Annotated in this window: 8 protein-coding genes; 6 read left to right on the top strand and 2 right to left on the bottom strand. The window is 67.1% G+C overall.

What is annotated here, in order from left to right; all coding sequences use genetic code 11:
• The first annotated feature begins 270 nt into the window (after nt 1–270).
• From ATCM_RS01330 to ATCM_RS01310, 5 genes are all read left to right on the top strand, one after another.
• Nucleotides 271–957, top strand: a complete 687-nt coding sequence (locus tag ATCM_RS01330; protein WP_132862488.1) for an ABC transporter ATP-binding protein — start codon at nt 271–273, stop codon at nt 955–957.
• Between the two features lie 11 nt (nt 958–968).
• On the top strand, nt 969–2,129 hold the full coding sequence (locus tag ATCM_RS01325; protein WP_132862487.1) for an ABC transporter permease: 1,161 nt from the start codon (nt 969–971) through the stop codon (nt 2,127–2,129).
• Between the two features lie 10 nt (nt 2,130–2,139).
• Nucleotides 2,140–3,447, top strand: a complete 1,308-nt coding sequence (locus ATCM_RS01320; protein ID WP_132862486.1) for an ABC transporter permease — start codon at nt 2,140–2,142, stop codon at nt 3,445–3,447.
• 245 nt (nt 3,448–3,692) lie between these two features.
• Nucleotides 3,693–6,548, top strand: coding sequence for a TonB-dependent receptor (locus ATCM_RS01315; protein WP_132862485.1), 2,856 nt, complete (start codon nt 3,693–3,695; stop codon nt 6,546–6,548).
• A 191-nt stretch (nt 6,549–6,739) separates the two neighbouring features.
• Entirely contained in the window at nt 6,740–7,810 is a 1,071-nt protein-coding gene (locus tag ATCM_RS01310) for an alpha/beta fold hydrolase (protein ID WP_132862484.1), read from the top strand.
• 207 nt (nt 7,811–8,017) lie between these two features.
• On the opposite strand, the gene rarD is transcribed toward ATCM_RS01310, so the two are convergent.
• Nucleotides 8,018–8,911: an EamA family transporter RarD gene (gene rarD, locus ATCM_RS01305; RefSeq protein WP_132862483.1), complete on the bottom strand. Its 894-nt coding sequence runs from the start codon at nt 8,909–8,911 to the stop codon at nt 8,018–8,020.
• Entirely contained in the window at nt 8,908–9,807 is a 900-nt protein-coding gene (yedA, locus tag ATCM_RS01300) for a drug/metabolite exporter YedA (protein WP_132862482.1), read from the bottom strand. The genes rarD and yedA overlap by 4 nt, the downstream gene beginning before the upstream one ends.
• Nucleotides 9,808–10,015: 208 nt before the next feature.
• Between yedA and ATCM_RS01295 the strand changes: the two genes are divergently transcribed.
• Nucleotides 10,016–11,347: an MFS transporter gene (locus ATCM_RS01295; RefSeq protein WP_132862481.1), complete on the top strand. Its 1,332-nt coding sequence runs from the start codon at nt 10,016–10,018 to the stop codon at nt 11,345–11,347.
• Nucleotides 11,348–11,585: the final 238 nt, after the last annotated feature.

Here is an 11,585-nt window from a genome sequence, read left to right as displayed (position 1 = left end):
CCAAAGCCAAAGCCAAAGCAACGGCACCCCTCCCTGGCCCTCCCCTTGCCTTTGGCAAAGGGAGGGGAAGAAGCAACAGCAACGGCACTCGCAACTGCAACTGCAACTGCAACAGCTGCCCTCACCCCTGCCCCTCTCCCGCAGGACGGGAGAGGGGATGCCAATCACCATCGCTGACCCAACCCGCTCCACTGCTGCCTACATCCGCTCCACTGCTGCCCACATCCACTTCACTGCTGCCGACGCCCACTCCACCGCTGAGGACCACCCATGAGCACCCTCGTCTCCCTGCGCAACATCACCAAGACCTACCAGCGTGGACCGGAAAAGGTACAGGTCCTGCACGGCATCGACCTGGACATCGAACGCGGGGACTTCGTCGCCCTGATGGGACCGTCCGGCTCCGGCAAGACCACCCTGCTCAACCTCATCGGCGGCCTGGACACCCCCAGCGGCGGCGAGATCAACATCGAAGACCAGCGCATCGACCAGCTCAGCGCCGGACAACTGTCCACCTGGCGCAGCCACCACGTCGGCTTCGTGTTCCAGTTCTACAACCTCATGCCCATGCTCACCGCGCAGAAGAACGTGGAACTGCCGCTGCTGCTGACCAACCTCAGCGCTGCCGACCGCAAGCGTCGCGCGCAGATCGCGCTTACCCTGGTCGGCCTGGCCGAACGCCGCGACCACCGCCCCAACGAACTGTCCGGCGGCCAGCAGCAGCGCGTGGCCATCGCCCGTGCCATCGTCTCCGACCCCACCTTCCTGATCTGCGACGAGCCCACCGGTGACCTCGACCGCCAGAGCGCGGAAGAAGTGCTGGGCCTGCTTCAGCTGCTCAACCGCGAACACGGCAAGACCATCATCATGGTCACCCACGACCCCAAGGCCGCCGAGTACGCCACCCACACCGTGCATCTGGACAAGGGCGAGCTGGTCGACGCCCCGGTGCACTGAGGAGCCCGGCCATGAAGTATTTTTCGCTGATATGGGCGCAGCTGTTCCGCAGCCGCACCCGCACGCTGTTCACCCTGCTCTCGGTGGTGACCGCCTTCCTGCTGTTCGGCATGCTCGACTCGGTGCGCGTGGCCTTCAACACCGGCGGTGCCAGCGTGGCCGGTGCCAACCGGTTGATCGTCGCCTCGCGCCTGTCCATCACCCAGTCGCTGCCGATCCGGCTGGAGTCCCAGATCCGCCAAGTCGAGGGCGTTCGTGACACCACCTACGGCATGTGGTTCGGCGGCATCTACCAGGACCCGAAGAACTTCTTCCCGAATTTCTCGGTGGCCCCCAACTACTTCGATATCTACAGCGAGCTGGAAGTCCCCAAGGACCAGATCGAGGCGTTCCGCAACACCCGCACCGGCGCGATCGTCGGCGAGTCGCTGGCCAAGCAGTTCGGCTGGAAGATCGGCGACACCATCCCGCTGCAGGCCACCATCTTCCCGCGCGGAGGTAGCAATGACTGGCCGCTGCAGCTGGTGGGCACGTTCCGCTCCAAGGACCGCGCGGTGGCCGGCAACGAGGAACGCCAGTTGATGATGAACTGGAAGTACTTCGACGAATCCAACGACTACATCAAGAACCAGGTCAGCTGGTACACGGTGACCCTGGACAACCCGGACTACGCCTCGCGCGTGGCCCAGGCCATCGACGCCATCTCGGCCAACTCCGACCACGAGACCAAGAGCCAGACCGAGTCGGCGTTCCAGCAGGCCTTCATCAAGCAGTTCGCCGACATCGGCATGATCGTCACCTCGATCATGGGCGCGGTGTTCTTCACCCTGTTGCTGCTGACCGGCAACACCATGGCGCAGGCGGTGCGTGAGCGCGTCCCCGAGCTGGCCACGTTGAAGACGCTGGGCTTCCAGGACGGCACGGTGCTGATGCTGGTGATGATCGAGGCGGTGCTGCTGGTCGGCCTGGGCGGCGTGATCGGACTCGGCCTGGCTGCGCTGGCCCTGCCGGTGATGGCACCGCAGACGATGGGGCTGTTGCCGCCCCACGTGCCTGCCCAGACCTGGATGATGGGTGCCGGCCTGATCGTGGTGATCGGCCTGGTGGTGGGCGTGTTGCCGGCACTGCGTGCCAAGCGCCTGAAGATCGTCGACGCATTGGCCGGGCGCTGAGGAGAACGACATGAAGAACTTTCTTTCCAATGCGCTGGTGATCGTGCTGCTGGCCGCTGGCCTGGGCATCTGGATCGCCCTGCCATGGGTGGGCGTGGCGGTGCTGGTGGTGGTCATCGCCCTGTGGCTGGTGCTGACCCGCAGCGGTCGCCTGGCGCTGGCGGCGACCCGGATCGGGTTGGCCAGCCTGCCGCAGCGCTGGGGGGCCTCGTCGGTGATCGTGATCGGCATCGCCGGCGTGGTCGGCGTGCTGGTGGCGATGCTCGCCATGGGCCAGGGCTTCCAGGCAACGCTGGAGAGCACGGGCGATGACAGCACCGCCATCGTGCTGCGCGGCGGCTCGCAGGCCGAGACCAACTCGGTCATCACCCGCGAGCAGGTGCCGCTGCTGGAAACCCTGCCCGGCGTGGCGCGCGGTGACAAGGGCCGTCCGCTGGTGTCGCCGGAGCTTTCGCAGGTGGTCAACCTGACCTCGCGCAGCGACGGCACCGACGTCAACGCGCAGTTCCGTGGCGTCGGCGAGCAGGCCTGGGCGGTGCACGACAAGGTGCACATCGTCGAGGGCCGTGCGTTCGGCACCGGCCTGCGCGAGATCGTCGCCGGCCGCGGGGCGCAGAAGCAGTTCCAGGGACTGGAGGTGGGCAAGACGCTCACGCTCGGCAACCAGGCATGGACGGTGGTGGGCATCTTCGAATCCGGCGACTCGCACGAGTCCGAGTTGTGGACCGATGCGCAGACGCTGGCCAGTACCTACGACCGCAGTGCGTGGCAGTCGATCAGCATACGGACCGACGGCAAGCAGGGCTTCGAGGCGTTCAAGGCCGCGGTGGCCGCAGACCCGCGGCTGAAACTGGATGTGGAAACCACCGCCGAGTACTACCGCAAGCAGGGCGGCGGCCTGAACAAGCTGCTCAAGGTGCTGGGCACGGTGATCGGCGCGATCATGGCGGTAGGCGCGGTGTTTGGCGCGCTCAACACCATGTACGCGGCGGTGGCCACGCGCGCACGGGAGATCGCCACGCTGCGTGCGATCGGTTTCCGCGGCGTACCGGTGGTGACCGCGGTGATGCTGGAAACCATGCTGCTGGCCCTGCTCGGCGGCCTGCTCGGCGGGGTGATCGCCTGGCTGGCCTTCAACAACTTCACCGTGTCCACGCTGGGCAGCAACTTCAGCCAGGTGGTGTTCCAGTTCAAGGTCTCCCCGCCACTGTTGTGGAGCGGCCTGAAGTGGGCGCTGGGCATTGGCCTGGTGGGTGGCCTGTTCCCGGCGCTGCGTGCGGCGCGCCTGCCGATCACCACCGCGCTGCGCGAGACCTGAGCCGCGCCGGCACGACAACCCGTCTGCCCGATGAACGCCCCCCTGCCACCACGGCAGGTGGGCATGGCGGAAACCCGCCCTTCACGCATCCATCCATTTGGTTCATCATGCGCGCCCGCCGGGTACCCGGCGGGCGGCGTAGCTGTGATGGCGGATGCTGCGTCCCTCCCCCAACGGTGATGCATCTGTCACAGCGCCCAGCCGGGCGCTTTTTTCGTAGTAGGTATAAAGGAAAACCGAAAGAGATGTCTTTGAAGTCGAACCCGCTGCGCACCGCGATCGCCCTGGCGATCGCCGGCAGCTGCACCGCTCCTGCATTCGCGCAGGATGCCAACCAGTCCACCACCACGCTGGACCGCATCGAGATCACCGGTTCGCGCATCCGCCAGGCGAACGTGGAGACGGCCCAGCCGGTCATCGCGCTGACCCGCGCGGAAATCGAGAAGAAGGGCTACGTCAACGTCGCCGACATCCTGCAGGACGTCACCGCCGCCGGCGCACCGTCGCTGAGCCGTGCCTCGGCGTTGTCCTCCGGCCGCGACTATGGCGGCATGTTCGTCAGCCTGCGCAACCTTGGCCCGGAACGCACCCTGGTGCTGATCGACGGCCGCCGCATGGGCGTGAGCGCCGGCGGTTACTCCGACGTCGGCTCGATCCCCTCGGCCATCGTCGAGCGCATTGAAGTGCTGACCGACGGCGCCTCGGCGCTGTACGGCTCCGATGCCATCGCCGGCGTGATCAACGTCATCACCCGCAAGAACTTCGACGGCGGCAACGCCAGCGCCTACGTCGGCCAGTACGGCGAAGGCGATGGCCAGAAGCGCTCCTACAGCGCCAACTTCGGCAAGACCTTCGAGCGCGGCTGGTTCAGCGTCGGCGCCGAGAAGTCCAAGGAAGACCCGGTGCTGGGCGGCGCGCGCGCGTTCACCGCCTACCCGAACGGCCCCTACCACCCCGGTGATGGCCTGAACGGCACCACTGCATGGGGCTCGGTCACCGTCGATGGCAAGGTGCTCAGCGTCGGCCCGGGCGGCGATCCGTCCAAGGTGGAGAATTTCAAGCCGCGTGACCCGGCCACCTACGCCAACACCAAGACCAACATGACCCTGCTCTCCTCGCTGGAGCGCAAGTCCGCCTTCGCCAACGCCGGCTTCCAGATCACCGACGACCTGCGCGTGGTCGCCGACGTGCTGTACAGCGAGCGTGAATCGATCAAGCAGTTGGCCGGCTACCCGTACTCGGTGTCGGCCGCGCAGGCCGCCAATGGCTCGCGCGCCGCGCTTTCGGCCGACAGTGCGTTCAACCACTGGGGCAAGGACGTGCTGTTCTCGCACCGCACCGAGGAGTTCCCGCGGGCGACCAACAACAGCCTGACCACCAAGCGCGCCAGCCTGGGCCTGGAGGGCAGCTTCGAGACCGGTTCGCATCTCTGGGACTGGAACGTCAGCTACATGTACAACCGCAATGAGGGCGAGCGTCGCACCCTGCAGAGCATGTACCAGCCGAACGTGAACCTGGCCGTCGGCCCGTCCTTCATCGACGGCAACGGCGTGGCCCGCTGCGGCAGCGTGGGCAACGTGATCGAAGGCTGCGTGCCGTGGAATCCGCTGGCGCCGATGGGCAGCAACAGCCCCGGATCGCTCAGCGGCGACCCCGCCGTGCGTGACTACCTGTTCAAGAGCTTCGTCGACGATATCCACAGCACCACCAAGGTGGTCAGCGCCAACATCTCCGGTTCGCTGTTCACCCTGCCGGCCGGCGACATCATGGCCGCGATGGGCGTGGAGCACCGCACCGAGGAAGCCAGCTACACGCCGGACCTGATGGTGCAGAAGGGCGAGATCGCCGGTACCAGTGGCCTGCCCACGCGCGGCGACTACACGCTGGACGAGGTCTACCTGGAGCTGCAGGTGCCGCTGCTGGCCGACCTGCCGATGGTGCGCGAGCTGTCGCTGGACCTGGCGGGCCGCTACTCGGACTACGACAACTTCGGCGGCACCACCAACGGCAAGTTCGGCCTGAAGTGGAAGCCGGTCGACACGTTGCTGGTCCGCGCCACCTACGGCACCGGTTTCCGTGCACCGACCGTGGACGACCTGTACGGCGGCACCGTCACCACCCGTGACCGCATCACCGATCCGTGTGACCGCTCCTTCGGCGCCGCCGCACGCAACAGTGAAGTGGCCGCACGCTGCACCGCCGCCGGCATGGGTGCCGACTTCCGCCAGAAGACCGGCGACGGCGAACTGGCCACGACCTCCGGCGTGCAGGCGGTGACTGACTTCACCTCCGGCTCCAATGCGGCACTGAAGCCGGAAACCGCCAAGACCTGGACCGTCGGCCTGGTGTACAGCCCGGACTTCGTCACCGGCCTGGACCTGAGCCTGGACTGGTGGAAGATCCGCATCGACAACGTCATCGTCGGCGAGTCGGCCACGGACATCCTCAACCAGTGCTACGTGCAGGGCATCGCCTCGGCCTGCGACCGCTTCACCCGCTACACCTCCGGCACCAACAAGGGCCAGGTCAGCGGCATGAACCGTTCGTTGAACAACGCCGGTTACCAGGAAACGGCCGGCTATGACCTGGGTGTCCGCTACCGCCTGCCGGAAATGGCGTTCGGCCAGCTGTCGCTGCGCTGGAACACCACCTACGTGGACTACCTCTCGCGCAAGAGCGACAACGTGGACACCACCCCGGTGGAACAGTTCACCGGCTGGGAAGGCAACTTCCGGGTGCGCTCCAACCTGACCCTGGACTGGCAGAACGGCAACTTCGGCGCGAGCTGGACCACCCGTTACACCTCCAGCATGAAGGAGAAGTGCTCCTACGACCTGGAAGGCGGCCCGGAGTGCAACCTGCCGGACTTCCAGTCGCCGTACACGGACATGCAGCCGAGCCGCAAGCTGGGCTCCAACACCTTCCATGACCTGCAGGTGCGCTATGCCCTGCCGTGGGACGGCACCGTGTCGCTGGGCGTCAACAACGTGTTCAAGCACGAGGGCCCGATCATGTACAGCCAGCCGAACAGCAGCTTCACCTACTACGGTGGCTTCGACATCGGTCGTTTCATGTACATGAAGTACCAGCAGCGCTTCTGATCCAGCAAGGCTGATCCAACGCCCCTCTCCCGTGCCACGGGAGAGGGGTTGGGATGAGGGCCGCCACAGCCGGTACGCCCCTGCCGCAACCCCAACACCACACAACGGTCATCAGACTGTCATCGCGGTGCGGTAGCTGCGCCGCTGCAATGCCGCTACGGTGTGCAGCCTCCCACTTCCGGAATCCCGCCATGCTCCGCTCGCTGGCGCTGGCCGGCGTCTGCGTGATGCTGGCCGGCTTTGCTTTCTCCCACCCTGTCCCCTCGTTGTCGCTGAGTGAACGCCTGGCCGCGCCGGGCGGCACCTCGCCGCTGGTTCCCACCGAACGCATCGATGCGCTGCTCGCGCGCGTACCCCACCACCAGGGCCGCGTCAGCGGTGCCGATGGCGTGGCATTGCATTGGGTGTCGTTCGACCCGGGCGACTACCGGATGGACTACCGCTACCTCGGCAAGGGTGAACGCTTCCCCGAGTTCTCGCTGCAGGCTTCGGCACCGACCACGCATGGCCAACCCGCGCGCGGCACGGTGATCCTGCTGCATGGCTGGATGATGGACGGTGGCTCGCTGCTGCCATGGGCACTGGAGCTGGCCCAGCAGGGTTACCGCACCGTGGCGCTGGACCTGCGCAACCATGGCCGCTCCGGGCACGCACCGTCCGGCTACGGCACCCGCGAGGCCGATGATGTCGTGGCCGCACTGAAGGCGCTGAAGGCCGAAGGCCAGATCGAAGGCCCGGTACACCTGCTCGGCGTGTCCTACGGCGCGGCCACGGCGATCTTCGCCGCGCGCGAGCTGGGCCCGCAGCTGCGCAGCGTGGTGGCGATGGAATCCTTCGACAATGCCGGCCAGGCGATCCGCACGATGGTGCCGCACATGCTGTCCAAGCCTGCCGAGCGCTGGAGTGATTATGTCGCCCTGCCGCTGGCGCGCTGGCAGTACGGTGGCAAGGGCCTGGACCAGGCCATCGCCGCAGCCGACCGCAAGCTGGGCCTGGACCTGGACCGCGTCGATGTCGGCCAGGCGCTGGCGCAGGTGCCGGCCTGCGTGCTGCTGGTGCATGGCCGCCAGGACGAGCACATCCCGGTCGCACAGGGCCGCGCCCTGGCGGCTGCCGCACCCCGCGCGCACTACCTGGAAGTGGAAGGCGAGGACCACCTGACCCTGCCGATGCGGCTGGACCGGCTGTCCGGCGTGGTCAACGACTGGTTTGCCGACGCCGGCGAACACGGCCACTGCCCAACGCCCCAGCCGCTGGGTTGACCACCGGCAGGAGCGGCGTTCGCCGCGAAGCCGACAGCGCATCCGCCACGACGCACTTCCCCCTCCCCAACCCTCCCCCGCTGCGCAAGGGAGGGGGTGTTCATGCGCGCTGGTGCTGAAGCGAGACAGCCTGCAATGGCAGCGATGCCTGCAGCAATTGGCGTATCGGCTTCGCGGCTTACGCCGCTCCCACCGCCTTCCTCGCCATTACCCGCGCACCCTGCGCGCGGCCCGCCAACCGGCCAGCGCGAACACCACCAGCCCGGCCCAGATAAAGGCGAAACCCACCAGCTTGGCCATGCCGAACGGCTCGCGGAACACCAGCACGCCGCACAGGAACTGCAGCGTCGGGCCGATGTACTGCAACAGGCCGACCACGCTCAACGGGATGCGCCGCACGCCGTAGGTGAAGGCGATCAACGGCACCGCGCTGACCGCACCGGAGGCGACCAGCAGCACCAGCGTGCCCCAGCCCCAGGTCCCGGTGAAGCCACCGCCATGCCCGGCCTCGGCCCACAGCACCCAGGCCAATGCCGGCACGAACAGGAACAGGCTTTCCATGCCGATGCCCGACACCGGCTCCACCGCGGTCAGCTTGCGCAGCAGGCCGTACAACGCGAACGAGATCGACAGCCCGATCGCGATCCACGGCACCCGCCCGCCCTGCCAGGTCAGCCAGGCCACGCCCAGCGCGGCCAGGCCCACCGCCAGCCACTGCAGCCGGCCCAACCGCTCGCCCAGCACCACCACGCCCAGCAGCACACTCAGCAGCGGGTTGATGAAATACCCCAGGCTGGTCTCGACCACGTGCCCGGCATTGACCGCCCAGATGTACAGGCTCCAGTTGAAGCCGATCACCACGCTGGCCAGCCCCAGCAGCCAGAAGGTGCGCGGCACCGCCCAGATCTTCTTCAGCCAGCCCAGGCGCTCGCGCGCGAACAACAGGCTGCACAGCAGCACCGCGCTCCACACGATGCGGTGGGCGATGATCTGGTCCGACGGCACCTGCTTGAGCAGGTGCCAGTACAACGGGAACAAACCCCAGATGACGAAGGCGAACGTGGTGGCCCACAGGCCATTGCGGTAGTCGGACGAGCTCATGCGCGACGGATCCGGGCAAGGGTGATGACCACGACGCCGGCCAGGATGACCGCCATCGCACCCACATCGGAGGCACTGAAACGCTCCTGCGCGATCCAGATGCCCAGCGCCACCGCGATCACCGGGTTCACGTAGGCATAGCTGCTGGCCAGCACCGGCCGCACGTTGTGCAGCAACCACACGTATGCGGTGAACGCGACGATGGAGCCGAACACGGTCAGGTAGCCCACCGACAGCACGCCCTTCACGCTCGGCCAGCCGTTGAAGTGCTCGCCGCGCAGCAGGCCGGCGCAGACCAGGATCACGCCGCCGCACAGCATCTGCCCGGCGGCGGTCATGAACGGCGATGGCAGGTCGCGTCCGCGCGACCAGATCGAGCCGAACGCCCAGCCCAGCGGCGCGATCAGCAGCAGCACCAGGCCGGTCGGCGTGGCGGTCAGGCTGCTGCCGGCATTGAGCCACACCACGCCGGCAAAGCCGATCGCGATGCCCAGCCACTCCCCGCGCGTCACCGTGTCACCACGGAAGGCCGAGAACAGCGCCATCCACAACGGCACCGAGGCCACCGCCACCGCAGCCAGCCCGGACGACACGTCGCGCTCGGCCAGCACCACCATGCCGTTGCCGAGGAACAGCAGGCATCCGCCCATCACCGCCAGCGTCTTCCATTGCGCACCGGTGGGCGCGGCCACGCCGCGCCAGCGCAGGAACGCGTACAGCAGGCTGCCGGCCAGCACGAAGCGCGTGCCGGCGATCACCGACAGCGGCGGCAACCCGCTTTCCAGCGCCAGGTGGATGCCCAGGTAGGTGGAGCCCCAGACCACGTAGACCAGGAACAATGCCAAGACGACAAGGCCGCTCCGCGGAGCAGCCGACGTGGTTTCAGGTGAAGACATGGGGCAGATACCACCATCAGGGGAACACGGATTCTAGGACACCGGGCCGCGCGTTATCAGCACGGAAAACGGCATGCTGTTTTCGCCCAGCCCCCCTACCAAGTCATTACATCGCCCGGCGGCGGCTTGCGGTACGGTGGGCGGCGCCCCTCCGTCCGGCACCGGCAACGGAGCGGCCCCCGGCCAGCACGCGAGGACATCACCCGACATGAGCACTTCCACCGTCACCCCGGCGCGTTCAGACCATGCCGCACTGCGCCGCTCGATCTCCAACACGCTCAAGGGCTCGGCCGGCAACCTGGTCGAGTGGTACGACGTCTACGTCTACTCGGTGTTCGCGGTCTACTTTGAATCACAGTTCTTCTCGGCCGCTGACAAGAACTCCACGATCTACGTGTGGGCGATCTTCGCCGCCACCTTCCTGATGCGCCCGATCGGCGCCTGGTACTTCGGCCGCTTCGCCGACCGCTATGGCCGGCGCCTAGCGCTGACCGTCTCGGTGTCGGTGATGGCCGGCTGCTCGTTCCTGATCGCCATCACGCCGACCGCGTCACAGATCGGCGGCGCCGCAGCGCTGGTCCTGCTGTTCGCGCGCCTGCTGCAGGGCTTCGCCACCGGCGGTGAATACGGCACCAGTGCCACCTACATGTCCGAAGCGGCCCTGCCCGGCCGGCGTGGCTTCCTGTCCTCGTTCCACTACGTGACCCTGGTTGGCGGCCACGTGCTGGCCCAGCTCACCCTGCTGCTGATGCTCACCTTCTGGGACAAGCCGGAAATCTCGGCCTGGGGCTGGCGGGTGGCATTCGGCATCGGTGGCATCGCCGCGCTGGTGGTGTTCTGGCTGCGCCGGAGCATGGATGAATCACTGACCGCCGATTCCATCGAAGCCGCCAGGGAAGGCCGCGCCAAGGCCTCCGGCTCCATGTACGAGCTGTTCGTGCACCAATGGCGTCCGCTGCTGCTGTGCTTCCTGATCACTGCCGGCGGCACCGTGGCGTTCTACACCTACTCGGTGAACGGGCCGAAGATGATCCAGAGCGCGTTCGCCGGCGATGACGTGATGACCGGCACGCTGATCAACCTGGGCGTGCTTGCCTTCCTGATGGTGCTGCAACCGCTCGGTGGCTGGCTGTCGGACCGCATCGGCCGCAAGAGCCTGCTGGTGTTCTTCGGCGTCGGCGGCGTGCTCTACACCTGGTACATGGTCACCCAGCTGCCGCAGCAGCACGATGCGCTGGCGGCCTTCATGACCCTGGCCATCGCCTTCGTCATCCTCACCGGCTACACCTCGATCAACGCGGTGGTGAAGGCCGAACTGTTCCCCACCCACGTGCGTGCGCTGGGCGTGGGCTTTGGCTACGCGCTGGCCAACTCGCTGTTCGGTGGCACCGCGCCGCTGTTGTACCAGGCCGCGTTGAAGACAGGCCATGTCGATACCTTCGCGATCTACGTCACCGCGGTGATCGCCGTCTCGCTGGTGGTGTACGTGTTCTTCCTGAAGAACAAGGGACCCAATTGGCTGGATGGCACCCGCGGATGAAGGGAGGAGTGAAGAGGAGTGCGCTCCCCTGCACGTCCCCAAGCACCCCCTCCCCAGCCCTCCCCTCTGCTTCGCGGAAGGGAGGGGGCGAAAAGCAGGCTTCGCCGCCATCTCACCGACCACGCACAACCGCCCCCTTCCTTGCGCAGCAGGGGAGGACTGGGGAGGGGTAGCTCTGGCCCTGGCCTTCAGGGAGAAGTGAGAAACCCGTCGGGTTACGTCATTCCCGCACGCGGGA

It is taken from the genome of Stenotrophomonas sp. ATCM1_4, from assembly GCF_004348115.1.
Classification (GTDB): domain Bacteria; phylum Pseudomonadota; class Gammaproteobacteria; order Xanthomonadales; family Xanthomonadaceae; genus Stenotrophomonas; species Stenotrophomonas capsici.
The sequence above is the reverse complement of the archived record's forward strand: the minus strand, read 5'-3'. Positions and strand labels throughout refer to the sequence as shown.

What these genes read in the sequence shown, in the direction of transcription:
- ATCM_RS01315 (WP_132862485.1), top strand. Translation starts at nt 3,693, where the DNA reads ATGTCTTTGAAGTCGAACCCGCTGCGCACCGCGATCGCCCTGGCGATC.
- ATCM_RS01310 (WP_132862484.1), top strand. Translation starts at nt 6,740, where the DNA reads ATGCTCCGCTCGCTGGCGCTGGCCGGCGTCTGCGTGATGCTGGCCGGC.
- rarD (WP_132862483.1), bottom strand. Translation starts at nt 8,911, where the DNA reads ATGAGCTCGTCCGACTACCGCAATGGCCTGTGGGCCACCACGTTCGCC.
- yedA (WP_132862482.1), bottom strand. Translation starts at nt 9,807, where the DNA reads ATGTCTTCACCTGAAACCACGTCGGCTGCTCCGCGGAGCGGCCTTGTC.
- ATCM_RS01320 (WP_132862486.1), top strand. Translation starts at nt 2,140, where the DNA reads ATGAAGAACTTTCTTTCCAATGCGCTGGTGATCGTGCTGCTGGCCGCT.
- ATCM_RS01330 (WP_132862488.1), top strand. Translation starts at nt 271, where the DNA reads ATGAGCACCCTCGTCTCCCTGCGCAACATCACCAAGACCTACCAGCGT.
- ATCM_RS01295 (WP_132862481.1), top strand. Translation starts at nt 10,016, where the DNA reads ATGAGCACTTCCACCGTCACCCCGGCGCGTTCAGACCATGCCGCACTG.
- ATCM_RS01325 (WP_132862487.1), top strand. Translation starts at nt 969, where the DNA reads ATGAAGTATTTTTCGCTGATATGGGCGCAGCTGTTCCGCAGCCGCACC.